The organism is Geobacillus sp. FSL K6-0789, assembly GCF_038593135.1.
Taxonomy (GTDB): Bacteria; Bacillota; Bacilli; order Bacillales; family Anoxybacillaceae; genus Geobacillus; species Geobacillus stearothermophilus.
Map to the genome: position 1 here is coordinate 386346 of NZ_CP151966.1, position 25357 is coordinate 411702.

Sequence of the window (25357 nt, forward strand, 5' to 3'; positions counted from 1 at the left end):
ATTTTTAGCCCAAAAAGTGAAGGATTATCATGGAGACAATCCTTTCAGCAAATACAGATCAAACAGTTCGGCAATGGTTTGTTGAGACAATGGTTCGTGCTCTTTTTCCCATTCAATGCTTAGTGCGATGTACATTTTAAACATGAAAAATGCCGTCAACTCAGGATCGCAAGGGCGAATTTCCCCTTTTGCCATCGCTTCTTCAATTTTTTCGCGAATATAGGCAATCATTTCGCGATCAAGGCGTTTCATCACCTCTCGTACAGCTGCGGTGCCAATATCGCGAACTTCCTGCAAAAGTTTGATGGTTAATTCATGTTCCTGGCGGAACGTAAAAATACGTTGCAAGGCGCGTTGGACGTTTTCGCTGAACGACAAACGATCATCCATAGCCGCATCCGCTTCATGCTTAATTTCGGATATAACAGAGGAAACGATATGGTCAAGCAGCTCTTCTTTGCTTTTGAAAAATGTATAAATCGTTCCTTTCCCGACATTAGCCATCTTCGCTACTTGATCCATTGTCGTTGCTTTGTAGCCGAACAGCGAAAATGATTTGGTGGCGGCATCAATAATTTGTTGTTTTTTATCCGACATGGGCATTCATCCTTTGTTTTGACTAAATGGACGATTTGGTCATCACGTTTTAAATCATAACATGAATACGTTCGATTCGCAACAGCAATATTTATGTTTCATTTTTCTCACTCGACGGCGCGTTCTGTTGGGGGAAGGAAGCCTTGGCCTTGCTGTTTTGTCCCCCGGATTTAGCAAGGAAGACGAACAAGAAATTCGGTTCCTTCCCCGATTTGACTATGGACGTGGATCGCGCCGCCGTGGGCGTCGACGATCCATTTGGCGATCGACAGCCCGAGGCCGTGGCCGCCTTGTTGGCGCGAGCGCGCTTTGTCGACGCGGTAAAAGCGGTCGAAAATGCGGCCGATGTCTTCCGGCGGGATGCCGATGCCGGTGTCTTTGACGGAAAGGAACACGTGCTTTGGCTCGGTGCGGATCGACAGCGTCACCTCGCCGCCTTCGGGGGTGTATTTGATCGCGTTGTCGAGCAAAATGTACAATAGCTGCGTCAATTTGTCCGGGTCAGCGGTGACGAGCGCTTGCTCGGGAGCGTGAAAATGCATTGTAATCTGTTTTTTCGCCGCCAGTTCCGACATGAGCTGGAACGTGCGCTCGGCGTGCGGGCGGAAATCGAACGTTTGTTTTGAAAGCTCCAGCGCGGCGTGTTTCGCATCCGCGCGGGCGAGCGTCAACAAGTCGTTCATCAGTTTCGTGATTCGCTTCAATTCGTCACGCAGGCGGTCGAGCAGGCGGTGGGCAAAGTCGTTTTTCATCACATCCTCCTCAAGCGCAAGCGCCTCGACGGACGAGAAGACGACGCTGAGCGGCGTCCGCAGCTCATGAGAGGCGTCGGCGACGAACTGGCGCTGCCGCTCGTACGCTTCTTCAATCGGTGCGAGCGCGCGCTTGGACATAAAGAAGCTGAGCGCCACGCCGACGGCAAGAAACAGCACCGATAAGCCGATGAGCACAATGAGCAGCCAATGGAACACGCCGAAAAACGACGTGACGTCCATGCCGATATACAGCATGCCCACGAAATCGCCGTGGATGACGAGCGGACGGGCGGCGGCGAGCACGCGCCAGTCGCGGGCCGCTTCGCGCGCGAGGCCAGGCATATGCTCGGGCAGCGACACGGTCACATATACAGGGGTGCGCTCGCCTGTGTCCATACGGGACAAGACGTTCAAAAAATACGGGCGCAGGCGCGGATGAATTTCATCCCCAGCAAGCAGATCGCCGTTTGGGCCGATTACGTAAAAGAAAAGTTGATCTTCACTAAGCAGGACGACGCTTTCGTCATGAAACAAGTCAAAATCGCTCTGCTTCAGTAAAAACTGCTCGATCGTATTCGCCTCTTGCTCGGCGAGGCGGCTGATGCGCCGCTCTTGGTCAGAGGTAGCAATCCAGTAAAACAAGGCCGCGGCGATCATGACAAACAAGGCGAGAAACAACGTGAAAATGCCGCTGTAGAGCGCTGTCAGCCGCCAATGGGCGCGGCGGAACAAGTCGGCGCTTCCTAGGCGGCGCAGCCAGCCGCGCCATTCCCTCCAGTTATTTTTCAATTTTATACCCCACTCCTCGAACGGTTTGGATGACATCGTCTTTCAACTTTTTGCGCAATAGCTTGATTGTCGCGTCGATCGTTTTCATTGACACATCGGCATCCCACCCCCAAACGCGGTCCAATATCGTTTCGCGCGGCACGACTTGCCCTTGGTTTTGCACGAGCAAATCGAGAAGCTGAAACTCGCGTGGAGTGAGGAAAATCTCTTCATCGCCGCGATGGAGCGTATGGCTTGTCCGGTTTAAGGTGAAGCCGTGAAACGCCACTTTTTCCTCTTGGAGCGGGACGAACGTGCGCCGTGCGAGCGCCTTGAGCCGCGCGACGAGCTCGTCGATTTCAAACGGTTTGACCAAGTAATCGTCCGCTCCCGCCTCAAGCCCGGTGACGCGGTCGTGGACGGCGTCTTTCGCCGTCAGCATCAAAATCGCGCCTGTGTAGCCGTTTTGCCTCAACCGTCGACAAATGTCCACCCCATCGCCGTTTGGAAGCATCCAATCGAGCACGACGACATCGTAAAACTCGGCGAGCGCGTAGTCGTACGCATCTTCCCCTTCCTGCACCCAATCGATATGGTCGATCCCTTTCTTTTTCAATAAGTGAACGATCAGCTCCCCTAGGTGAAGATCGTCCTCGGCCAGCAAAATTTTCATCGCCATTCCTCCCGTTCTGTCTCTCTTCCTTCTTAATCATATCAAATCGTTCGTGAAAAAACGGTGAAAACGCAGCCCATTCGCCGCGCAGAAGGCTGTTCTCTCAAAAAGAATTTTCACCATTTTTTCACCTTCCTTGGCTATCATGATGGACGAAGAGGAAAAGGAGGCAAACGGCGATGAGGAAAATGAGGAATTTGCATCTTTGGATTGGGCTGATCAGTTCGATCTTTTTGCTTGTTGAGGCGGTGACGGGGCTCCTTCTATCCGAGCCGTGGCTGATCGGTCAGGCGGAGCGCGGCGAGATGCACCGCGCCGCGCAGGAAAGAATGAACGCGTTCGGGGCGGGGCAGACGTCGGGAGCGGGGGCATCTACGGCCCCGATGGCACCGCGCGCCGAGGGAGGCGGATCGTCGCTCATGATGTTCGTCCGCCAGCTGCACGAAGGGAGAATCGGTTCGCTTGACATCCGCTGGGCGGTTGATGTCGCGGCGGTGGCGATGATCATTTTGACCGCGACGGGGATTTTCCTGTCGATCCGCACGCTCGCAGCGGGACGGAGGCGGAAGCAGAAGCGGATGACGCCAGCGCCGGAGACAACATAACGTATGCAGGAAGGGATGAAACGATGCATCGGAACAACCGGAAGAAACAGCGACGCTGGTCTTCTCTTTATGCAAGGCCGATCGATGTCGGTGGCATCGTCGTATTTCGCCCGCCATTTCACTGCTTGGCGGCCATTCGCTCGAAGATGCTGCATATTCCATCATGGATCATGAAGGAGGAGAGGACAAATGGACATGATGCCATTTGAACCAACCCCAACGCCAGAACCGAAACGCCGCGGCCGCTTCGTATCGTGGCTCGCCGCTTCCGTCGCAGGGGCGGTGATTGGGAGCGCGGCGACGTGGTATGTGGCGCCGAAATGGATGCATGAAGAAACGAATTCCCAAACGGAAACAGCGGAAACGACCGCAAAAAGCGAGGCGCTGCCGCTGCAGCCGACGGCGAACGTCAACACGAACATGATCGCTGCCATTAATAAAGTGGCCGATGCGGTCGTCGGCGTCGTCAACATTCAAAAACAAGTCGACTTTTTCTCCGAACAAGCGCAAGATACGGAAGCGGGGACGGGGTCGGGCGTCATCTTTAAAAAAGAAGGCAATGCGGCCTACATTGTGACGAACAACCATGTCATTGAAGGGGCAAACAAAGTCGAAGTGGCGCTTCCGAACGGCAAAAAAGTGAAAGCCGACATCGTCGGCGCGGATGCACTCACCGACCTTGCCGTCTTGAAAATCCCCGTTGAAGGGGTGACGAAAGTGGCGAGCTTCGGCGACTCGTCGAAGGTGAAAATCGGCGAGCCTGTCGCGGCAATCGGCAACCCGCTCGGCCTTGATTTGTCGCGGACGGTGACGGAAGGGATCGTCAGCGGCAAGCGGACGATGCCTGTTTCGACCTCAGCGGGCGATTGGGAAATTGACGTCATCCAAACGGACGCCGCGATCAACCCGGGCAACAGCGGTGGGGCGCTCATCAACAGCGCGGGGCAAGTGATCGGCATCAACAGCATGAAAATCGCCGAAACGGGCGTCGAAGGGCTCGGCTTTGCGATCCCGAGCGAAAACGTCAAACCGATCGTCCAACAGCTCATGAAAGACGGGAAAATCAAACGCCCGTACCTTGGCGTCCAGCTTGTCGATGTGGCGGATTTGTCCGATGATGTCCGCACGAATGAATTGAAATTGCCGTCGAACATCACAAGCGGGGCGGCCGTCACGTCCGTCGAACCGTTCTCCCCAGCCGCCGAGGCCGGATTGAAATCGAAAGACGTCATCACGGCGATCAACGGGGAGAAAATCGACAGCGTCAGCGCGTTGCGCAACTATTTGTACACGAAAACAGCGGTCGGTGATCGCATCAAACTGACGATCTATCGCGACGGGTTTGAGACGACCGTATCCGTCACCTTAAAATCGAGAGACAGCAGACAGTCATAAGAAGACATCGCCTCTTTTCCAGCGAATCGGCGGGGAAGGGGCGATGTTCATTTTCGTGTGCGGCGCTTGCTCATGATGCTGGAGTATAAAGCGAAATGAGACGGCTGTACGTTGATTCCGTGTCGTCAGCACTTTTTGTATCGAGTCTGCTCATATTGCGAGAGCTGGCAGGACGACGTGCAGCCGTTGCATGTCCGAGAGTGGGTGCGCCCGCAATACAGGGGGCCCCATGATCCGAATCATCACTTCGCTCGGAATGATGTTGGAGGAAGGGCTTCGTTTGCTGTTGTCACAAGGACCGAATTCCTTGGCTAGAATAGGCGTGCCTACTACGAGCCACAAGGACGTTCGTGCCTCATATGTACAACAGCGAAGTCTCACGAAGGGATCTCAGTTGTCCATGGAGATGAGTAAGTTTGCTCACCTACGGTTTCAATTGGGCAACGACTCTCGGAAGCGGCTGCACCACCATAATTTGATTTTCCTGATGCTCCATTCGGTTTCTGTTGTTTGAAGCGCATGAACACGCCAATACATGGGCGGATGGGGCATAAACTGGAATTCCAAAAATCTAAAAAACCAAGAATCTCTTTCTAAGGAAGAGATTTTTTTGTCCTTTTTATTTGCTTCTTGCTCGTTTTTAAAATCAATGTGGTATCCTACAGACTTTTCCAATGCTCGATCTTGATATTCACACAGGATCGTCAAACTGTTAGCCATTTGAGCATTCCCACCGTCCAACAGCGTTGCTCCTAAATGATCTGCCCGGACTTCCATCCACTGTGTGAATAGAGATTGGAAAGCAGGAAGCAGAAAAATCAAGAGCCATAGGCCGAGAAAAACAAAGATTTGATTATGTTCTAGCCAATTTGGAAAGGCTTCATGGATAAGGAAAACACCAGCAAAAACTAACCCAATCAACGCAAATCGCAATAACTGTCCTATCAAGACATCTCGCTTTTTCACATGAATCGCCTCATGAGCCAAAATGCCTTCAATGGCTTCATGGGGAAGTTTCAGCGTTTCTGAAGTTAACGCTACCAATGATCGACCAATATTCGCACCTATCGCAAAACCGTTATATTCGGCCGATTCCGTAACATAAATATCAACATGAGAAAGGCCGGCACGTGAAAAGACTTTCTCGATGATGGGCAGCAAATCGGGATCGTCTATTTTCCTCATATCTAAAGCGATTTTCAATACGCGATCCGAAATCCATAGATTGAATATCCAAAATAGTATAATAACAGCGGTTGTTGCGATCGGCCCGATCCCCAGCAAAGTAAACAGTGTGAGAAGGGCTGCATAAGCTCCCACCCCTTTCACCGTTGCTGCAAAATACCATTTTCCTAAAAGTCGTTTCCAATTTTTCGGATGATAAAAAGGCTTTACTTCGAACTCTTCCATTTTATGTATTTCTCCTTTAAGGAGAAAATCCATCGATTCTAATGGATCAGGGGTGAGATAAACTTTTTCACCGGAAAAAGATAACTTCCACGTTTTCCCCATGCTGGTCGTATAGTCCATATTAGGAGAGAACAAAGAAAAAAGCTGGAATAGTTGCAACACATCCGGCCTTGTCTGAACGCTTACTTCTGAAAGTTCCTTCAATGGATATTTTTTGGTTTCAAACAAAGATACAGCATATAATGCTTCTTCGTGTTCTGCGTAAAAAAGGCGGAGAGAGCGAAGCAGTCCCACTCTTTTTGTCAGCCCAACAAAAAGAGAGATGAAGCTATATAAAAGGATGAACGTAATCGCGGAATTCGGCCCGAAAAGGAAATAAAGAACAGCAATGACGATGAAAAATCCGGAAAATAACAAATCCGCTAATAGGCGCTCTTTATTTTTAGACAAGACTATTTCTCTCGCACCTTGTTCTTTTAGTTGATCGATGATCTCTTTCAATTGGGTTTTGCTTCTTTCCGGTACCGGAGAGCTAAAAAAGCTAAATCCAAATATAAAAAAAATGGGCACCGTTTTTATAAACCCTTGATCTAAGAACACATAGACGATCCATCCGATTCCGAGTATCGCAGTGAGGATATGTACATATAAAGAAAGACACCATTTTTTAAAAAAGTATGCCAAGAAACCGAGAAAAAAGCCGACTGCAGCAGTCCAAATCGATATAGTCACATCTGGCATCTGTTGCTCCCCCTGTCTAGTTGAAAAAGTGCAAGAAAACCCCTAGTCATTATTTATCACTTATCACTTAAGTAAATCCACTAACACCCATTGGTAACGAAATTCGTCCATTCTACATGTAGGTGGTTGACAATGGCATGTTGTTGAACGTTCATGAACGTTTTTCTCCAATATTGGTTCTTTTTTCAATTGACATTATAGCAGGGACAGGTTCGTTTTGTATATCTTTTTCTTTTTTCACTCCACTGCGCTTGTTGGGGAACATGAATATGACCTACAATATTTTCCTCACATGTAACGGATAACGATCATTCATGTAGGAGAGGAACCGTATGATTAAGAGACCCGTTTTTGTATGACTCATGTTGTTGTCTTCCGCATGATTCGTGATTTACGCTTACGAAAGCGAGCGGTCAGTGTCCTGGTATGTTCGTTGCATGAATGGATCAGCAGATTGTTGCTGATGTTTTGACCATTCATTGTATATACATGCTCATTGAAAAGTTAACTTTCGCATAAGCGGTGCCCACTCCGGTTATACTGTCCCTAAGGAAAAGTATGGAAAAGGAGCAGAATTCTGCATGAAACGTCTCAAAATCACCAACGATCACGGATGGACACCTCGGACACTTCGCAAACAGGAACGGAAAATCAAAAACACCTTTCTTCGCCAACGGGTGATGGCCGTTCGCCTCGTCATGGAAGGCTATTCGGGCAAAGAAGCGGCCTCCATGGTCAACGTGTGCCGACAAACGGCGTCCCATTATGTCTCACTGTTCAACGAAGGCGGCCTTGAACTCCTGCTTCATCGGGATTTCGCCCCCGGGCGAGAGCCGTTTCTCACCGAAGAACAGCAGGAAAAGATCAAACAGCTTGTGTTGACCACCACTCCCGCCGAACTGGGCTGGGACGTCGCCTCGGCGTGGAACACCAAACTCCTGCAATCCTATGTCGCAAAGCAATTCGGTGTTTCCATTTCCCGCGAAGCGCTGCGAAAACTCCTGCACCGCAAAGGGCTGTCGTGGACACGACCGACGTACACACTGGCGAAAGGGAACCCGGATGAGCAAAAGCAATTGGAAAAGCAAATGGATCTGATCAAAAAACTTGATCACCAAGGAGACAGAAGATGCCGTTCTTCTGTACATCGATGAAACCCATATCCGCTCTTACCATGTCTTGCGGTCCACATGGTCAGAAGTCGGCCGCCAAAAACAAGTGCCGACGTTCGGCCATCATGCCCACGTATCGCGGTTTGGCGCGGTCAACATCCACGATGGCGAAACGGTGCTTCATCAAACGACTGCCGCGCCAATGCCGCGACGTTCTTGAATTTCTTGAGAATGCTCAAAGAGCGCTATCCAGACCATCTCATCGTCTTGGTGTTGGATAACGCCCGCATTCAGCTTGTGGAAATGGCTGAAAGACACCGTGATCGCCAATGTGTTTCACAAACATCGAAACGATATCGTCCAGGCCATTGCTCGGTTTGCGGACGACATCCACGAACGTCCGCAGGAAGTGCTGCAACGCTTAGGGTGTGCAGGATGACTGAGAAGTTAACTCTTCATGTTGCATGTATATAGAAGTCCGGAAAGGGGGAAAATTGCTATTTTCGAAGCGGTTCCCTCCTTACATTCTTCAAGTTTTGCGCGCAGGGCCGCATTTCTATGTGTTTGCTGATGTGATGGAACAGGAGCACGGTGTATTGTATGTGTTGGATCAGCGCGGTTCCGTAGTGAAGGAAATTTCGTTGCCTACGTCCTTCGCGCGCTCCATGGCGGTCTTTCACGGCCGCCTTGTCATCGCCACGAAACCTCGCCTCACCATCGTGGATCCGCATTCATGGCGAGTGGCCTATTGGGGCATGGGGCAAGAAGAGACGCAGTTCGATCAGCTTTACGTGAAGGGAGACACGCTGTGGGTGAGCTATGTCCAAAGGGGAAAGTCAGGATGGCTTGCGCTGAATGATCAGTTTAAGGTGATGGAGAAGCATGAGCTGCCGTCGGTATACTGGGAAGCGCGGTTTTACGGCGACTATGTGTATGCATTGTTTGAGCCGCAGGAGGGGAACAAGGCGGACCATGCTGGAGAAATGAACATTTTCCATCTTCGTACAGGCCAACTTGCCGCCAAGTTTACCGTGCCGAAGCAAAAGCACAACTTGCAGACATTTCAGGTGATGGATGAAATACAATAGGAGTAGGGGATAACGATAGGTCCGAGCATGCCGTTATGGATGTTGATTGGATACTGGGCTGTCGGCATCGCCACGTTCATCGCTGGCGTGGCGGCGCGCCGCATCCGTCGAAGGGGGAAAGGGAGATGGAATTCCGTGATTATGAAGAGTTTTGGCCCTTTTATTTGACCCAGCACCGGAAACGAGCGACAAGGCGTTGGCATTTTGTCGGAACGAGCTTCGTGTTTTTGTTTGTGATCATCGCGATCGCGACGAGGAATGCGTGGTGGTTGCTCGGCGCGCCAATCGCCGCCTATGCGCTTGCCTGGTTCAGCCACTTTTTCATCGAAGGAAACAACCCCGCCACCTTCGGCCATCCGTTTGGGTCGCTTCGGGCCGATTTTCGCATGTACAGGCTCATGCTTACGGGGCAGCTTTGGCGGGAATTGGAGCGGCTGGGGATTTCAGAGGAATAAAGCGAAGAACGATGAAAAGGCCTTCTCCCTGAAGATGTTTCAAAGTTCGAAGGAGTGGGGGCGGCCATTCGAATGATTCAGGGAGAAGGGGTTTGCCTTCTCATGGCTTCAATTGTTCAATCGTTTCTAGCGGCAGTCCGGTCAGTTCATGGATCGTGTCAGCATCAAATCCTTTTGCCAACATTCGTTTCGCAACATCTAGCTTTGCTTTCTCCATTCCTTTCTCTATTCCTTTCTCTATTCCTTTTTCTATTCCTTTCTCCATGCCTTTCTTCTCGTATGAAACGATGAGTTCCATGACTTTGGCAGCCTCCTTTTCCTCCATGGTCTTCACCTCATCTCGCAGTCGGACTTCTTCTTCCTCCGATAACCGCAAATACGTTTCGAAAAAGCCGAACAACAGACGCTGTCTCGCCTCATCGAGCTCGAGGCGGGTGAGCATGCGCAAAAATTCCTTTTTCACTTCCACCTTCTCCTCTTCATTATACCCCATTTTGCTTAACAGGGCGGCGGCGACCGGGTTGTCATGGCGGATGTATGTGCGCCATGGGAGTTTGGACAATTCCACCGTCAAAAAACGGAAATCGAGAACGGTCAAAAACGGAAACGAAACGGTGAATGAAGATGGTTCATCGCGGATGGCATCATAGCTGAAGATGGCGATCGGAAGAATGCGGCGGCGGTGTTTTTGAAACAAGCGGCTGAAATAAATGAACATTCGCTCTGAAAACGAGGATTGGATGTAGCTTTGATGTTCGATGTGGACGACGATCAGTCCATCTTCTCCTCTCAGCTTCGTCTCGACCAATAAATCGACTCGATGTTTTTCACCTGCGGTGACATCGGTCAGCACTTCTTCTGATAAAAAGGAAAGGTAGTGAAAGTCAATCTGTTCGTGTACGTGAGGAAAGAAGAGGAGAACAAATTCTTCAAAAAAGGTGCTCAACAACTCTTTAAACAGCCGATCGTGGTCAATGCGCGTTTCTGACATGGTCTTCCTCCCGATATGTTTTTAGATTCGCATAGCTTGATTCGCCTTGCACTATGCAAAATCCTGCCGGTCTCCCTGCATTTTTTCTGCTGTTAGAAGAAGGAAATCAGGGAGGATTGTCGAATTTTGATGACATTGGAAAAATGATGAAACCAACGGCTGCCTTCGCCGTATGTATAAGCGAAGGGGAAAGGAGGGAGGGGAGTTGTTCAGCCATTCGCCTGAAGTTGTGTACGGATGGGTGCTTGTCGTCAGTGCGTTGTTGACGGTTTTGTATTTTTTCTTCAGCGATGTGCTTGACGGTTTGTTCGATGTGGCTGATCATCCGCTGTTCAGTCCGCAGTTAGTTTTATCGTTTTTCATTGTTGGCAGCGCGGTCGGATTGCTGGCGGAATGGTACACAGACTGGGCATCGAGCTTGGTTCTGTGGCTTGCCATCGGCGTGGCGCTTGTTGCTGTGTTGCTGTTGCACTTTTTCGTTTTTTTGCCGCTCCGTTCGGCTGAGGCGTCACTTGGGTATACGGACGCCGATTTGGAGGGGGCGCTTGCTAAAGTGATCGTCTCGGTGCCGCCTGACGGGTTGGGCGAAATTCTCATCTCCCGTAAAAGCGGCGCGGTGGCCAAAGCGGCGAAAAGCGCAAATAATGAGGCCATTCCGTCAGGGGAAGAGGTCATCATCGTACAAATGGAAAACGGCGTCGCTGTGGTGGCGAGGCACGATCCGTATCACCTTTCCATCTAAAACAAAGAAAGGGGACTTGTCATGGTTGCGCCATGGTTGATGGTCATTGGTGTCGTCGTCTTGCTTCTTGTCGGACTTATTGCCATTTTTATCGCCCGCTACCGCACCGTCGGGCCGGACGAGGCGCTCATTGTGACGGGCAGCTACTTAGGAAGCAAAAACGTTCATGTCGATGAATCGGGAAACAAAATCAAAATCGTCCGCGGCGGCGGCACGTTCGTCGTGCCGATTTTCCAACAGGCTGAGCCGCTGAGCCTATTGTCGATCAAGCTTGACGTGCAAACGCCCGAGGTGTACACCGAACAAGGCGTGCCCGTGATGGCGGACGGGGTGGCCATTATTAAAGTCGGCAGCTCAATCGGCGAAATCGCGACCGCGGCCGAGCAGTTTTTAGGGAAAACACGCCAAGATATGGAAAACGAAGCGCGTGAAGTGCTTGAAGGCCATCTTCGCTCCATTCTCGGGTCGATGACGGTTGAAGAAATTTATAAAAACCGCGACAAGTTTTCGCAAGAAGTGCAGCGTGTCGCCTCGCAAGATTTGGCGAAAATGGGGCTTGTCATCGTCTCGTTCACGATCAAAGACGTGCGCGACAAAAACGGTTACCTTGATGCGCTCGGGAAGCCGCGCATCGCCCAAGTGAAGCGCGATGCTGACATCGCCACGGCCGAGGCGGAAAAAGAGACGCGCATCAAGCGGGCTGAAGCAGACAAGGAAGCGCGCAAGGCGGAGCTCGAGCGGCTGACGGAAATCGCGGAGGCGGAGAAAATCAACCAGTTGAAGCTCGCTGAGTTCCGCCGCGAGCAAGACATCGCCAAAGCGCGCGCCGATCAGGCGTATCATTTGGAGGAAGCGAAGGCGAAACAAGAAGTGATGGCCCAACAAATGCAAATCAAAATCATCGAGCGGCAAAAACAAATCGAGCTCGAAGAAAAAGAAATTTTGCGCCGCGAGCGCCAATACGACTCGGAAGTGAAGAAAAAAGCCGATGCCGAGCGCTATGCGATCGAACAAAAAGCGGCGGCGGAAAAGGCGAAGCAAATCGCCGAAGCCGATGCGCAAAAATACCGCGTCGAAACGCTGGCGAAAGCGGAAGCGGAGCGCATCCGTCTCGACGGGCTGGCGAAAGCCGAGGCGGAGAAAGCGAAAGGGGAAGCGGAAGCGGAAATCATCCGACTGAAAGGCCTCGCCGAAGCGGAAGCGAAACAAAAGATCGCCGAAGCGTTCGAGCGCTACGGCCAGGCTGCGGTGCTCGACATGATCATCAAGATGCTTCCGGAGTATGCGAAGCAAGTGGCGAGCCCGCTTGCGAACATCGAGAAGCTGACGATCGTCGACACCGGCTCAGGAGCGGGAGGCGGCGCCAACCGCGTCACGGGCTATGCGACGAACTTAATGGCGAGCTTGCAGGAGACGTTAAAAGCTTCGACGGGCATCGATGTGAAGCAGCTGCTCGAGAGCGTCGCCCAGGGTGGAGCGGCCCATGTCCAGCCGCTCGGTGCGCCAGCATCGTCCCAACAGGCGAAGACAACAGAATGATGCCTATCCTCCCACAGCGCCCTTCGTTTGAACCCGAGGGCGCTGTTTCTCGTCGCCTTGTTCACGACATTCGTCGGAGTTGCGCATCAAGCGTTGTTTCGTTATGATGGGAACGGGTGGAATGGAAAAAAGGAAGTAGGTTGAGAATAATGAAACGAGCTCGAATTATTTATAACCCGACATCGGGTCGCGAGTTGTTTAAGCGCCATTTGCCTGATGTGCTCGTGCGGTTGGAAAAGGCGGGCTATGAAACGTCGTGCCACGCCACCGAAGGGCCGGGGGATGCGACGGAAGCAGCGCGCCAGGCCGTCCTGCGGGAATTTGATCTCGTTGTCGCCGCAGGGGGCGACGGAACGATCAATGAAGTCGTCAACGGCATCGCCGATCAGCCGTATCGGCCGACACTGGGCGTCATTCCTGTCGGGACGACGAACGATTTCGCCCGCGCCATCGGCGTGCCCCGTTCGATTGAAGGGGCGTGCGACGTGATCGCCACGGGCGAGCCCGTCCCGATTGACATCGGCTGTGTGACGAACGAAGACAAAACGCACTATTTCATCAACATCGCGGGTGGCGGGCGCCTGACCGAGCTCACCTACGAAGTGCCGAGCAAGCTGAAAACGATGCTTGGCCAGCTCGCCTATTACTTGAAAGGGATCGAGATGTTGCCGTCCATCAAGGCGACCGAAGCGCAAATTGAGTATGACGGCAAACTGTTCGAAGGCGAGATTATGATGTTTTTAGTTTCGCTCACGAACTCGGTCGGCGGGTTTGAAAAACTGGCGCCCGATTCGTCGCTCAATGACGGCCTGTTCGATTTTATCATCGTCAAGAAAACGAACTTGGCCGAATTCATCCGCCTTGTCACCCTCGCGGCGCGCGGCGAGCACATCAACGACCCGCACGTCATTTACACGAAAGCGAACCGGGTGAAAGTGCACTCGCCGATGCAGCTGAACTTAGACGGCGAATTCGGCGGCATGCTTCCAGGGGAGTTCGTCAATTTGCGCCGCCATATTGACGTATTGATGCCAAAAGAAAAGGCAGAACAAGTGAGAACAGGAAGATAAGCCTGTTCTTTTCTTATGCCTTTCCCCTATAAAGGGCACGCTACATATACAGAGGAACGGCAGAAAGGAGAACGACATGACGAAGCAGCAAGCACCAGTCGCCAAAAACGAGTATTATGACGTCACATTCACGGATTTGACCCACGACGGGCTCGGGGTGGCGAAAGTCGACGGCTTTCCGTTGTTTGTGAAACACGCGCTTCCCGGCGAGCGGGCGAAGGTGAAAGCGATCAAAGTGAAAAAAGGGTATGGGTACGGCCGCCTCGTGGAGCTGTACGAACCAAGCCCCGACCGCGTTGAGCCGCCGTGCCCCGTCTATCGCCAATGCGGCGGCTGCCAGCTGCAGCACCTCAGCTACGAAGGCCAGCTGAAAGCGAAGGAAAAGCAGGTGAAAGAAGTGCTCGCCCGCATCGGCAAGCTTGGCGGCGTCACCGTCCATCCCGTCATCGGGATGAAGAACCCATGGCGCTACCGCAACAAGGCGCAAGTGCCCGTTGGCGAGCGCGAAGGGGGCTTGGTCGCGGGCTTTTACAAGGAGCGGACGCATGAAATCATCGATATGGACGCCTGCCTCATCCAGCAAGAGGCGAACGATGTCGTCGTCCAGGCCGTGAAGCGCATCGCCGAGCGCTATGGTATTCCCCCATACGACGAAGCTACGCACAAGGGCGTTCTTCGCCATATTGTCGCCCGCTACGGCGCGGCAACAGGCGAGGTGATGGTCGTTCTCGTCACCCGCACGGACCATCTGCCTCACGAACAGGACATTGTCCGTGACATCGTCCGCGCCATTCCGGGCGTGAAATCGATCGTGCAAAACGTCAACCCCGAGCGGACGAACGTCATTTTCGGCGCCAAAACGCGGGTGTTATGGGGAAGCGAGTTCATCACCGACCGCATCGGCGGCATTCAATTCGCCATCTCGGCCCGCTCGTTTTACCAAGTCAACCCCGAACAGACGAAAGTGCTGTATGACAAAGCGTTCGAATACGCGGAGTTGACCGGGCGGGAGACGGTGATCGACGCCTACTGCGGCATCGGCACGATCTCGCTCTTTTTGGCGCGTAAAGCGAAACACGTCTACGGCGTCGAAATCGTCCCCGAAGCGATCGAAGACGCCAAGCGCAACGCCAAACTCAACGGCATCCAAAACGTCACCTTCGAAGTCGGCGCCGCCGAAGACGTCATCCCGCGTTGGTATCAAGAAGGCATCCGCGCCGACTGCTTGGTCGTTGACCCGCCGCGCAAAGGCTGTGACGCCGCGCTGCTTGAGACGATCATCGCCATGAAACCGCCGCGCGTCGTCTACGTCTCGTGCAACCCGGCGACGCTCGCCCGCGACTCGCGCATCCTAGAAGACGGCGGCTACGAAACGATCGAAGTCCAGCCAGTGGACATGTTTCCGCACACGGCGCATGTGGAGTGTGTGGCGAAAATTCGGTTGAGATAAGACAACGGGCCGGTGGCTCCGGCCTTGTTGTTTGCAGTCGAATTGGGCAAACGGCCATGACGACACGAATGACATGATAAAGATTTCATCCGCCTGCAAAACTGGGGGATGGATGAGATCCATCCTATTGAGAATCCACAACACTTGCAAGTGTTCCTCGAACGGTTATGGTGAACGATTCCCTCTTCATAACAAAGCACAGTGGGAGTTTCTTTGTTCCACAAAGAAAGACATTCTCCGTCTTCCTGAGCGTCAACCGGCATAAAACGTATTTTTCTTCCCCTTTTGTACCGAAAACCGTATATAATGGAGATTGGAAATCACAAGGAGGTACATAGAATCCATGCTCACAGGCGAATTGCGCCATAAAGTCGATAAAATATGGGAAACGTTTTGGACAGGCGGCATTACGAACCCGCTGACGGTCATTGAACAGTTTACCTACTTATTGTTCATCAAAGGCTTGGATGAAGTCGAAACACAGCGCGAGCAGGAGGATGCGCTGCTCGGCATTGAATCGGAACGCATCTTTCCTCCCGATAAGCAACACTTGCGCTGGAGCAAATTCAAACATTTTGAAGCCGCCCATATGTACGATGTCGTGTCCAATGAAGTGTTTCCGTTCATCAAAAACTTGCACGGCAATCGGGAATCGGCCTATGCAAAATATATGGGCGACGCCATTTTCATGATCCCGACGCCGCAAATGCTCGTCAAAATCGTCGACGGCATTGACCGCATTCCGATGAAAGACCGCGATACGAAAGGCGATTTGTACGAGTATTTGTTATCGAAAATCGCCACCGCAGGCACAAACGGCCAATTCCGCACCCCGCGTCATATCATTCACATGATGGTCGAACTGATGAAACCGACGCCGGAAGACATCATCGTCGACCCGGCGGCGGGGTCGGCGGGGTTTTTGGTGGCGGCGGGCGAATATTTGCGCAAACATCGCAGTGACTTATTTTTAGTGCAAAGTTTAAAAGAGCATTTTAATAATCATATGTTTTACGGTTTTGACATGGACCGTACGATGTTGCGGATTGGCGCGATGAACATGATGCTCCATGGCATTGAAAATCCGAATATCGAATATCGCGACTCCTTGTCGGAACAAAACAAAGATAAGGACAAATACACCCTTGTCCTTGCCAATCCGCCGTTTAAAGGCTCGTTGGATTACGAAGCCGTTTCCAGCGACTTATTAAGAGTCGTTAAAACAAAGAAGACAGAGCTTTTATTCTTGGCCTTATTCCTGCGCATCTTAAAAACGGGCGGACGCTGTGCCTGCATCGTGCCAGATGGGGTATTGTTCGGCAGCTCGAAGGCGCATAAAGATATCCGCAAAGAAATTGTGGAAAATCATAAATTAGAAGCCATTATTTCCATGCCAAGCGGCGTATTTAAACCATATGCCGGGGTTTCGACGGCGATTATGATTTTCACCAAAACAGGCGTCGGCGGTACGGATCAAGTATGGTTCTATGATATGAAAGCCGATGGCCATTCATTGGATGACAAGCGCACGCCGATTGAAGACAACGACATCCCGGATATCATTGCCCGCTTCCATAACCGTGAAGCGGAAAAAGACCGGAAACGGACAGAGCAATCGTTCTTCGTGCCGGTGGAAGAAATTCGTGAAAACGACTATGACCTTTCGATTAACAAGTATAAAGAGATTGAGTATGAAGAGGTACAGTATGAAGCGCCGAGTGTGATACTTGAAAGAGTGGAAGCGTTGGAAAAAGAGATTATGCAAGGATTACAAGAGTTGAAAGAAATGATTAGAGGGTAGTGTGTAACATGGGATTTGAGACGGTTAAACTAAAAGATTTAACTATTAATTTAGATAATAAAAGAAAGCCCTTGAATGAGTTAGAAAGAAAATCTCTAAAAAAGAAAGGTTTATATCCATATTGTGGTGCAAATGGAGTGTTAGACTATATTGATGAATTCATTTTCGACCAAGAAATTCTATGTATAGCAGAAGACGGAGGAAGTTGGGGATTTAGAGAAAAGTGTGCTTACATCATGAATGAACCGTGTTGGGTAAATAACCATGCTCATGTGTTAGTAGCAAAAGAAAACGTTAATGTTAAGTACTTATGTTACTATTTAAACTATGCTGATCTAAGTAAACATATTACAGGGACAACAAGAGGTAAACTAACTAAGTCTGCATTAGAGAAAATAGAAGTTAAAATTCCTGATTATAGTACTCAAAATAAAATTGTAAATGCATTAGACAAATCCCAAGAACTCATCGATAAACGAAAAGCCCAAATTGAAGCGTTAGATCAGTTAACGCAAAGTGTGTTTTTGGAGATGTTTGGGGATCCAGTAAGTAATCCAAAGGGATGGGATGTTAAGAAATTAAAAGATATTGCGGAAATTGAGGATGGAGATCGAGGTGAAAACTATCCGAAGCAACATGAGCTTGTTAGTGAAGGTATACTTTTTTTGTCTACCTCAAACTTTGTGAACAACAAATTAGACTTATCGAAAGTAACGTATATTACAAAGGAAAAGTTTAGTCAATTGAGAAAAGGAAAATTAAGACGGGGAGATTTAATTGTTACACTGAGGGGATCCATTGGGAATATAGTCATTTTTGATGAAGAAGGTTATGACACAGGGTTCATAAATGCTCAAATGGCGATTCTTAGATTGAAAAATGTTAATCGAATTTTTTTCCAGCAACTTTATACATCTAATAGCTTTCAATTAGTTTTAAAGAAAACACAAACAGGATCTTCTCAACCGCAGCTTCCGTTAAAAAATTTAAAAGAACTTGAGATCATTATTCCACCTTTAGAGTTACAGGAATTATTTGCAGCTACTATACAACAAATAAACTTAAAGAAAGAACTTCTTTTAAAAAGTCAAGCAGAGATACAAAATATGTTTAATTCCCTCATGCAACGTGCATTTAAGGGAGAATTATTCAACGATTAGTAAGTGTAAAAGGAATTCGTGCTGGTCAAGGGAGGGGTGTTTGTTGCTATCCAACTTTAGTTTTCTAATAGGAAAACCTCATTATGAGAGCTTTACGAATGCGTGTTTAGAGGCGGAGAAAAGTTTGGTTGTGAGTCCGGCGACGTGCGCGATTTTGACGCGCCGTGCGCTGGAGCTTGCGGTGAAGTGGGTGTACAGCTTTGACAGCGCGTTGAAAGTTCCGTATCAAGATAATCTTTCCAGTTTGATTCATGACAACGTCTTTTTGTCCATTATTGATGAAGACTTGTTGCCGTTGTTGCGTTACATTGTCAAACTGGGAAATGTCGCGGTTCATACGAACTCGATGATTACGAGGGAAGAAGCGATTCTTTCCCTGCATCATCTTCATCAGTTTGTGTCTTGGATTGATTATTGTTATTCAGATGAATATACGGCTACGGATTTTGATGAATCATTGCTGCCAATCGGAGAGGAAAAGCGCGAGCGTCCGGAAGAATTGAAAGATTTATACGAACGGTTAAGCTCGAAAGACAAGCGTCTTGAGGAAATGATGAAAGAAAATGAACAGCTTCGCGCTCTTCTCACCGCCAAACGGGAAGCGAATACAAAAGAGTACCACTTCCAAGTCGATGAACTAAGCGAATGGGAAACAAGAAAGAAATATATCGATTTAGATTTGAAGCTGGCGGGTTGGGAATTTAAAAAGGACGTTATTGTGGAATACCCTGTCGTTGGCATGCCGAATCAGGAAGGAGTCGGCTATGTCGATTACGTCCTTTTTGGCGACAACGGGAAGCCGCTGGCGGTTATCGAAGCGAAACGGACAACCGCTGACCCGAACAGAGGAAAGCAACAAGCCAAGCTATACGCCGACTGTATTGAAAAAATGCACGGCCAACGTCCGATTATTTTTTACACAAACGGTTTTGAAACGTATATTTGGGACGACCTTAACTATCCGGCGCGGAGAGTTTCCGGCTTTTACAATAAGGAAGAATTAAGCTTGCTTATTGATCGTCGGACGATGAAGAAGCCGCTAAAAAATGTGCAAATCAATGACAACATTACGAATCGCTATTACCAAAAAGAAGCAGTTTTAGCCGTATGCGACGCGCTCGAGAACAAACGGCGCAAAGCGTTGCTTGTCATGGCAACGGGGAGCGGCAAAACCCGGACGGCGATTTCGATTGTCGATGTTCTTACCCGTCATAATTGGGTAAAAAATATTTTGTTTTTAGCGGACCGCAAAACGCTTGTAACGCAAGCCAAAAACAGCTTTAGCCATTTGTTGCCGAACTTGACACTTTGTAATTTGCTCGATAACAAAGATAATCCAGAGGAAAGCCGCATGGTGTTTTCGACGTACCCGACAATGATGAACGCGATTGACGAAGCGAAACGAAAAGACGGCAAACGCCTCTTTACCGTCGGGCATTTTGATTTAATTATCGTCGATGAATCCCACCGCAGTATTTATAAGAAGTACCGAGCAATTTTTGACTATTTTGACGCAATATTGCTTGGGCTTACCGCCACACCAAAAGATGAAATTGACCGCAATACGTATGAAGTGTTTGATCTGGAAAACGGTGTGCCGACCTATGCCTATGAGTTAGATCAAGCGGTTCAAGATGGCTATTTAGTGGATTATCGTACCATTGAAACAAAGCTCAAATTTTTGGAAGAGGGCATTCATTACGATGAGTTATCGGATGAAGAAAAAGAACGGTATGAAGAAACATTTGATGATGAAGTAGGCGAGGATATTGACAGTGCGGCGTTAAACGAATGGCTGTTTAATGACGATACGATTGATACGGTACTCAGAGATTTAATGGAAAAAGGAATTCGCGTCGAAGGCGGAGACAAACTCGGCAAAACGATTATTTTTGCGAAAAATCATCGTCATGCGGAACGGATTGTGGAGCGCTTTGATCAATTGTTCCCTGAATACAAGGGCGGCTTTGCACGGGTCATTGATTACAGCGTGAACTACTACCAAACCTTAATCGATGATTTTTCCGACCGTAACAAATGGCCGCAGATTGCGGTATCGGTGGATATGCTCGATACTGGAGTGGATATTCCGGAAGTCGTCAACCTTGTGTTCTTTAAAAAGGTACGCTCCAAATCAAAGTTTTGGCAAATGATTGGACGCGGAACCCGTTTATGCAAAGACTTATTCGGAGTTGGACAAGATAAAACGCATTTCCTTATTTTTGATTATTGCGGCAACTTCGAGTTTTTCCGCGAAAATCCAAAGGGAATCGAAGGAAAAGCGGTGGAAAGTTTAACGGAGCGTCTATTTAATGCCAAAATCGAAATCATTAAAGAACTGCAGCATTTACAATACCAAGAAGAAGAGTATATTGCCTATCGCAATGAATTGATTGACGAGGTGCTGGCGGAAATCAATAAGTTAAACGAAGAAAACTTCCGCGTACGCCAACATATTCAATATGTGCATAAGTTTAAAAATCGAGCCAAGTGGGATTCCTTAACGGCGATGGATGTAAATGAAATTAAAGAACACATTTCGCCGCTGATTGTTCCGCTAAACGATGATGAGTTGGCGAAACGGTTTGATTTGCTTATGTACACGATCGAATTGGCGAAGCTGCAAACGAAAAATGCCACGAAGCCGATTCGGAGTGTGATTCGCACCGCAGAGGCGTTATCGAAGCTCGGTTCGATTCCTCAAGTGATGGAGCAAAAATACATCATCGAAAAGGTGCAGACGGAAGAGTTTTGGAGCGAAGCAGATATTTTCGAATTGGAAGCCGTTCGCGAAGCGTTGCGTGATTTAGTCAAATTCCTTGAAAAAGAAACGCAAAAAATTTACTATACGAACTTTAAAGACCAAGTGTTGGAAGTGAAAGAAAACGGACCGATATTTACTGTCAATGATCTGAAAAATTATCGGAAAAAGGTGGAACATTATCTGCACGAACATCGCGACCAGATGGCCATTTACAAGTTGCGAAATAATAAAAAGCTAACCGTCCAAGACGTAAAAACGTTGGAGCATATTCTTTGGAATGAGCTTGGCACACAGGAAGATTATCAAAGAGAATTCGGAGACACACCGATTACAAAGCTCGTCCGCCAAATCGTCGGCCTTGACCCGCAGGCCGCCAACGAAGCGTTTTCCGAATTTTTATCAAGCGAACGGTTGAACATCCAACAAAGCCGTTTTGTCAAATTGATCGTCGATTACTTTGTGAAAAACGGAGTCATGGACAAGCGGGTGCTGCAGGAAGAACCGTTTAAAACCGTCGGCAGCATTGTTGAACTCTTTCAAGACAACATGGACGACGCGCGGAAGATTATTCGCATTATCGATGAGATTAACAGAAATTCAGAAGATATTGTGGGGGCGTAGCAAAAGCGTTCTTTGTGGTATCTAGTTAGCCGTTGGGTGTTGTTGCTAACGTTTCAATATATTCTGTTTTTCTTTGGTGTTAAGGCATCTTTGAGAGTGAAGTATCTCAAAGGTGCCTTCTATTTCTTATACATATAGAACGAAACGAGTATAAATGTTGTGTAGATAGCCCATATTGAGTCGAAATGGTTCGGCAAATATCCATGTATTTGATAATCTAAAATTGAGCCACTTTTCAACGGTTCGATCACATAAAAAATGAGCCACCCGATTTCCAATTTTCATCATCTTTGGCGAGGAGACCCCGACTTCTAAGCGAGAGCGAAAGTCGGGGAGGAATCGCCCTTCCTCCCTCCAACGATTATGATCGCCATCTTAAATTATCCCCTTTTCCCACATGAAACAGATCGCTTCCATACCGTTTTTCACATTCGTGAAGACGAAGAACAGTTTCTTTGGAGCCATCACCTTGAATTTCATCCTATTTCGCGCAGGAGACTCCACTTCAACGACCAAAGGGAGTAAGTGGGAGAGGAATGCGCGTTCCCCCTTTCTTTTGTATATGATAGAATAAAGGCGTGGAGAAAACCGTTCAATAAAGGCACTCCAATCACAGCTGCTCGATGTATGGAGTTGGTTGCAGGAAACGTTGCAACGTAAAACATCGAGCGTAGGTCCGTCTGTTGTGTGTGGAAGCCAAGTACTGCCAACAGACACACCGAGAGAATCGGTAACGATGCAGGCATGACCTGCGTCGTTGGGTAGTCGTCAACCTGCCCCCTGATGCAACCCCAAGTCAAGGAAGGAGGACGAAGTCCGTTTGCACTTCTGGGGAGTGGCAAGCCCCCACTTCAAGCGTTAGCTAAGTGGGGGTAGTTGACGTACTCGACTTGTCACAATTTATGGTAAAATGGAAGAAATATGGCTCTTCACCACAACATGTATTTGACAAGCAATACGGTTTCCTGCACAAAGATGTGCAAAAATCACTGATTTGTTGATTTTCCCTCACAAGCGTAAATAGGGTATGTTCAGAAAAAATCAAGTACAACTTTTGGTGAAGAGCCAGAAATATCGGAGAGAAGTGAAACAGTCACCGGAATGGCCATGGCTAACGATGTTGTCGGCTGTCGATGGACGAACGAAAAAAATGGATGAAGAGATGTTTCGTGAATTGGAGGGAATAGCCATGACAGAACAAGACATTTTAGAAGCACTAGAAGAATGGCAAAACTTAAGCGTCGACCCCGAAAACCGTTACGCATACGAAATGCGGCTGAAATGGCTCCTTGATCAACTCTCAAACATTCGCGGCAGTCGGGAAGAAGGAAGACAAGAAGGATTGAAAGAAGGATTAGAACAAGGTCGAGAAGAAGGGAAAAATGAAACGATTCGAAAAATGGTCGAAAAAGGAATGAGTATAACAGACGTTGCCCATATTCTCGACATGACAGAGGAGGAAGTACGGGAGCGGTTGGGGAATTAGCGAACGGTGCCGGGTGCTGTTTGCGATTTGATCGCAAAGCGCAGCGCTCGGCAAGAACGTTCGAGAAACTGTCCATTCGTGAACAAGTTCCCAGTAACAAAGCGATGCCATGCACGTTCGGAAGAGAAGCCAAGCCTAAAAGATGAATGGCAATGATCACCGCGTCTTCTTGTTTCGCCAAATGACGATTGCGACGTTGAAGATAGCGTTGAATGTGTGACAGCTGGGCAGAAACAAAAAAGAAAATCGCTGCATATTGTTTTTGAATTTTTGCTTTGTCTGTAGTAAAACGAAAGTGCTCTTGCATGGGGATTCTCCTTTCGAATGTTTGGTCGCACTTTCATTCTACAGGAGATCCGCAGGCGAGGGCTATTTTTATGTTTGCTCGATTTTATCTAGCACCATCGGTTATTTGATATAAACTCGGACTTTTAAAAAATATTTTGGTATGACAGATTCTGTCTAACCTATTTGATAATATAAGTATAAAGAATTAATTGGAAACTCTAAGGGTGATACGGTGGACAAAGAGAAAGAGGCGAAAATAAGTAGGGTGCTTAAATTGTATGATACGTTCCGAAAAGGGGGAGTTATCAATAAGAAGAGAACTGCTGATGAATTAGGTGTAAACGAAAGAACCGTTCAGAGAGATATTGATGACATAAGAATGTTTTTATCTAATAACTGTGCTGGTGAGGAAATACTATACGACTTTTCTAAAAAAGGATATTACCTAAGTGGATTTGTTAAAAATCCTTTAACTGGGGTCGAATTGCTAAGCATCATAAAGATAATTTTGGAGAGCAGAGCTTTTTGTAAATCAGAGATGAATGGGTTAATTGATGCTCTCCTTAGTCAGGCAACTGAAGAGGATAGAAAATTTATAAAAGCTATCATTGGAAATGAGTTAATTCATTTTCAACCATTACAGCATAACAAACCCCTTCTGAAGATGATTTGGGATATTGGTTTTAGCATTAGAAACAAACAAATGATAGAGATAACTTATGAAAGAATGGATGGAAAAGAGTCAGTAAGAATTGTAAAACCCGTTTCGATAATTTTTTCCGAATATTATTTCTACTTAATTGCGTTTATAAAGGATAGTGAATATCAATCACCAGCTTTTTTTAGAGTGGACAGAATTAAGCATTTTAAGCTGTTACAAGAGAAATTCAAATACTCCGAAAAAGACAGGATAGAAGAAGGGGAGCTTAGAAAACGTATTCAATTTATGTATGCAGGAGACCTAATGACCATTAGATTTAAATTTTTTGGTCTTTCGCTTTCTGCTGTATTGGACAGGTTTCCTAATGCTAAAGTCATTGAAAAGCTTCCAGAAGGATGGTTAATTGAAGCGGAGGTTTACGGAAAAGGATGCATGATGTGGCTATTGAGCCAAGGAGAGCGTGTAGAGGTTATCAGTCCTCAAAGCTTAAGAGATGAAATGAAAAGAACCATTCAATTAATGGCTGATAAATATAATTAAAAGAAAGGGGTTGGGTCATGCTTAAGAGAAGTATTAAATTTCCTTTGATAATGAAGTCAGGTGCAAAGGTGCGAACTATAGAAGAGTTAAGAGCAAATTTTGACTTGGAATCAGTGATGGAGCTATTTTTTGATGGCAGGTTAAAGGTATGGTTAGAACAGAGATTTTATAAAAACGAACTTGAACAATTGGAAAGAATTAAGGATATACCTATTGAAGAGGCAGAAACTATTGCAAAAAGATTGTTTGAAATTTTCAACATCCCTTTTTCTGAAGATCATTTGGATGTTAATTACATAATTAAAAAAAGACAGAAGATAGAAATGTTAAAACAATTCACAAATGAACAAATTGAAAATGTAGACCAGGTAGCAACATCGCAAGAGGAACTATGCAAGATTTTGGAGAACAGCGTGTTAAATAATGAAACAACAGTATATTTATTGGGAGATATTTTTGAGGTCAGCTGTAAACTAGCACATTATTTCAGAATCCCTTTTTCAAATTATTTCAGGCGGATTCGGAAATAATGTGCAAAATTTTTGCGGATTGTTCCGGATTTTGCACATTCTTTCGGAACGTTTGCACGCTCTTTCAGATGAAGATTTCCAGCGCGCCTGATGGACCTATGGAAAAGAGAAAGCA

Annotated in this window: 20 protein-coding genes and 2 pseudogenes; 16 read left to right on the forward strand and 6 right to left on the reverse strand. The window is 47.9% G+C overall.

The window, feature by feature from the left end:
* Positions 1 to 27: 27 nt before the first annotated feature.
* The 3 genes from NSQ51_RS01955 to NSQ51_RS01965 form a co-directional block, all read right to left on the reverse strand.
* Positions 28 to 597, reverse strand: a complete 570-nt coding sequence (locus tag NSQ51_RS01955; protein WP_033016946.1) for a TetR/AcrR family transcriptional regulator — start codon at positions 595 to 597, stop codon at positions 28 to 30.
* Positions 598 to 767: 170 nt separating this feature from the next.
* A complete protein-coding gene (locus tag NSQ51_RS01960; RefSeq protein WP_033016947.1) occupies positions 768 to 2141 on the reverse strand; it encodes an ATP-binding protein in 1374 nt (457 codons plus the stop codon).
* The gene (locus NSQ51_RS01965) at positions 2131 to 2793 is read right to left on the reverse strand and encodes a response regulator transcription factor (RefSeq protein ID WP_033016949.1); all 663 of its coding nucleotides are present in this window, start codon (positions 2791 to 2793) and stop codon (positions 2131 to 2133) included. Before NSQ51_RS01965 ends, NSQ51_RS01960 begins: the two co-directional genes overlap by 11 nt.
* A gap of 167 nt (positions 2794 to 2960) precedes the next feature.
* Here NSQ51_RS01965 and NSQ51_RS01970 point away from each other — a divergent pair.
* The 3 genes and pseudogenes from NSQ51_RS01970 to NSQ51_RS01980 form a co-directional block, all read left to right on the forward strand.
* Positions 2961 to 3398 (forward strand): annotated as a pseudogene (locus NSQ51_RS01970) (PepSY-associated TM helix domain-containing protein); the annotation flags it as partial.
* 23 nt (positions 3399 to 3421) lie between these two features.
* Positions 3422 to 3607, forward strand: a complete 186-nt coding sequence (locus tag NSQ51_RS01975) for a hypothetical protein (RefSeq protein WP_121650147.1) — start codon at positions 3422 to 3424, stop codon at positions 3605 to 3607.
* Positions 3588 to 4793, forward strand: a complete 1206-nt coding sequence (locus NSQ51_RS01980; RefSeq protein WP_033016954.1) for a trypsin-like peptidase domain-containing protein — start codon at positions 3588 to 3590, stop codon at positions 4791 to 4793. The genes NSQ51_RS01975 and NSQ51_RS01980 overlap by 20 nt, the downstream gene beginning before the upstream one ends.
* A gap of 432 nt (positions 4794 to 5225) precedes the next feature.
* On the opposite strand, the gene NSQ51_RS01985 is transcribed toward NSQ51_RS01980, so the two are convergent.
* Positions 5226 to 6944: a M56 family metallopeptidase gene (locus NSQ51_RS01985; protein ID WP_049624128.1), complete on the reverse strand. Its 1719-nt coding sequence runs from the start codon at positions 6942 to 6944 to the stop codon at positions 5226 to 5228.
* Positions 6945 to 7525: 581 nt separating this feature from the next.
* Between NSQ51_RS01985 and NSQ51_RS01990 the strand changes: the two genes are divergently transcribed.
* From NSQ51_RS01990 to NSQ51_RS02000, 3 genes are all read left to right on the forward strand, one after another.
* Positions 7526 to 8098: a winged helix-turn-helix domain-containing protein gene (locus NSQ51_RS01990; RefSeq protein WP_183085372.1), complete on the forward strand. Its 573-nt coding sequence runs from the start codon at positions 7526 to 7528 to the stop codon at positions 8096 to 8098.
* Between the two features lie 452 nt (positions 8099 to 8550).
* The gene (locus NSQ51_RS01995; protein ID WP_328207939.1) at positions 8551 to 9144 is read left to right on the forward strand and encodes a hypothetical protein; all 594 of its coding nucleotides are present in this window, start codon (positions 8551 to 8553) and stop codon (positions 9142 to 9144) included.
* Between the two features lie 125 nt (positions 9145 to 9269).
* Positions 9270 to 9599 carry a DUF962 domain-containing protein gene (locus tag NSQ51_RS02000; RefSeq protein ID WP_049625058.1) on the forward strand — a complete coding sequence of 110 codons (330 nt, stop codon included), beginning with the start codon at positions 9270 to 9272 and terminating at the stop codon, positions 9597 to 9599.
* A gap of 100 nt (positions 9600 to 9699) precedes the next feature.
* Here the strand turns inward: NSQ51_RS02000 and NSQ51_RS02005 are convergent, their stop codons facing one another.
* Positions 9700 to 10590, reverse strand: coding sequence for an Rpn family recombination-promoting nuclease/putative transposase (locus NSQ51_RS02005; protein ID WP_049625059.1), 891 nt, complete (start codon positions 10588 to 10590; stop codon positions 9700 to 9702).
* Between the two features lie 205 nt (positions 10591 to 10795).
* Between NSQ51_RS02005 and NSQ51_RS02010 the strand changes: the two genes are divergently transcribed.
* The 8 genes from NSQ51_RS02010 (at position 10796) to NSQ51_RS02045 (ending at position 23223) form a co-directional block, all read left to right on the forward strand.
* On the forward strand, positions 10796 to 11332 hold the full coding sequence (locus tag NSQ51_RS02010) for an NfeD family protein (protein ID WP_033013903.1): 537 nt from the start codon (positions 10796 to 10798) through the stop codon (positions 11330 to 11332).
* Positions 11333 to 11353: 21 nt separating this feature from the next.
* Positions 11354 to 12871, forward strand: coding sequence for a flotillin family protein (locus NSQ51_RS02015; RefSeq protein ID WP_033013904.1), 1518 nt, complete (start codon positions 11354 to 11356; stop codon positions 12869 to 12871).
* A gap of 149 nt (positions 12872 to 13020) precedes the next feature.
* A complete protein-coding gene (locus NSQ51_RS02020) occupies positions 13021 to 13941 on the forward strand; it encodes a diacylglycerol kinase (RefSeq protein WP_033013905.1) in 921 nt (306 codons plus the stop codon).
* 76 nt (positions 13942 to 14017) lie between these two features.
* Positions 14018 to 15391 carry a 23S rRNA (uracil(1939)-C(5))-methyltransferase RlmD gene (rlmD, locus tag NSQ51_RS02025; RefSeq protein WP_049626055.1) on the forward strand — a complete coding sequence of 458 codons (1374 nt, stop codon included), beginning with the start codon at positions 14018 to 14020 and terminating at the stop codon, positions 15389 to 15391.
* 343 nt (positions 15392 to 15734) lie between these two features.
* The gene (locus NSQ51_RS02030; RefSeq protein WP_049626054.1) at positions 15735 to 17192 is read left to right on the forward strand and encodes a class I SAM-dependent DNA methyltransferase; all 1458 of its coding nucleotides are present in this window, start codon (positions 15735 to 15737) and stop codon (positions 17190 to 17192) included.
* Positions 17193 to 17200: 8 nt separating this feature from the next.
* Complete coding sequence (locus tag NSQ51_RS02035) at positions 17201 to 18352, forward strand: restriction endonuclease subunit S (RefSeq protein ID WP_080986149.1); 1152 nt, start codon at positions 17201 to 17203, stop codon at positions 18350 to 18352.
* A gap of 43 nt (positions 18353 to 18395) precedes the next feature.
* Positions 18396 to 21737 carry a DEAD/DEAH box helicase family protein gene (locus NSQ51_RS02040; protein WP_049626056.1) on the forward strand — a complete coding sequence of 1114 codons (3342 nt, stop codon included), beginning with the start codon at positions 18396 to 18398 and terminating at the stop codon, positions 21735 to 21737.
* A gap of 1150 nt (positions 21738 to 22887) precedes the next feature.
* Positions 22888 to 23223, forward strand: a complete 336-nt coding sequence (locus tag NSQ51_RS02045; protein WP_235434181.1) for an Rpn family recombination-promoting nuclease/putative transposase — start codon at positions 22888 to 22890, stop codon at positions 23221 to 23223.
* Positions 23224 to 23249: 26 nt separating this feature from the next.
* Here the strand turns inward: NSQ51_RS02045 and NSQ51_RS02050 are convergent.
* Positions 23250 to 23530 (reverse strand): annotated as a pseudogene (locus NSQ51_RS02050) (IS982 family transposase); the annotation flags it as partial.
* 213 nt (positions 23531 to 23743) lie between these two features.
* Here NSQ51_RS02050 and NSQ51_RS02055 point away from each other — a divergent pair.
* Positions 23744 to 24712 carry a WYL domain-containing protein gene (locus NSQ51_RS02055; protein WP_049625163.1) on the forward strand — a complete coding sequence of 323 codons (969 nt, stop codon included), beginning with the start codon at positions 23744 to 23746 and terminating at the stop codon, positions 24710 to 24712.
* Between the two features lie 17 nt (positions 24713 to 24729).
* A complete protein-coding gene (locus tag NSQ51_RS02060; protein WP_121650211.1) occupies positions 24730 to 25242 on the forward strand; it encodes a hypothetical protein in 513 nt (170 codons plus the stop codon).
* Positions 25243 to 25357 lie beyond the last annotated feature (115 nt).

What these genes read in the sequence shown, in the direction of transcription:
- NSQ51_RS02060 (WP_121650211.1), top strand. Translation starts at nt 24,730, where the DNA reads ATGCTTAAGAGAAGTATTAAATTTCCTTTGATAATGAAGTCAGGTGCA.
- NSQ51_RS01990 (WP_183085372.1), top strand. Translation starts at nt 7,526, where the DNA reads ATGAAACGTCTCAAAATCACCAACGATCACGGATGGACACCTCGGACA.
- NSQ51_RS02045 (WP_235434181.1), top strand. Translation starts at nt 22,888, where the DNA reads ATGGATGAAGAGATGTTTCGTGAATTGGAGGGAATAGCCATGACAGAA.
- NSQ51_RS01980 (WP_033016954.1), top strand. Translation starts at nt 3,588, where the DNA reads ATGGACATGATGCCATTTGAACCAACCCCAACGCCAGAACCGAAACGC.
- NSQ51_RS01975 (WP_121650147.1), top strand. Translation starts at nt 3,422, where the DNA reads ATGCATCGGAACAACCGGAAGAAACAGCGACGCTGGTCTTCTCTTTAT.
- rlmD (WP_049626055.1), top strand. Translation starts at nt 14,018, where the DNA reads ATGACGAAGCAGCAAGCACCAGTCGCCAAAAACGAGTATTATGACGTC.
- NSQ51_RS01985 (WP_049624128.1), bottom strand. Translation starts at nt 6,944, where the DNA reads ATGCCAGATGTGACTATATCGATTTGGACTGCTGCAGTCGGCTTTTTT.
- NSQ51_RS02035 (WP_080986149.1), top strand. Translation starts at nt 17,201, where the DNA reads ATGGGATTTGAGACGGTTAAACTAAAAGATTTAACTATTAATTTAGAT.
- NSQ51_RS02015 (WP_033013904.1), top strand. Translation starts at nt 11,354, where the DNA reads ATGGTTGCGCCATGGTTGATGGTCATTGGTGTCGTCGTCTTGCTTCTT.
- NSQ51_RS01965 (WP_033016949.1), bottom strand. Translation starts at nt 2,793, where the DNA reads ATGAAAATTTTGCTGGCCGAGGACGATCTTCACCTAGGGGAGCTGATC.
- NSQ51_RS02005 (WP_049625059.1), bottom strand. Translation starts at nt 10,590, where the DNA reads ATGTCAGAAACGCGCATTGACCACGATCGGCTGTTTAAAGAGTTGTTG.
- NSQ51_RS01955 (WP_033016946.1), bottom strand. Translation starts at nt 597, where the DNA reads ATGTCGGATAAAAAACAACAAATTATTGATGCCGCCACCAAATCATTT.
- NSQ51_RS02020 (WP_033013905.1), top strand. Translation starts at nt 13,021, where the DNA reads ATGAAACGAGCTCGAATTATTTATAACCCGACATCGGGTCGCGAGTTG.
- NSQ51_RS02030 (WP_049626054.1), top strand. Translation starts at nt 15,735, where the DNA reads ATGCTCACAGGCGAATTGCGCCATAAAGTCGATAAAATATGGGAAACG.
- NSQ51_RS02000 (WP_049625058.1), top strand. Translation starts at nt 9,270, where the DNA reads ATGGAATTCCGTGATTATGAAGAGTTTTGGCCCTTTTATTTGACCCAG.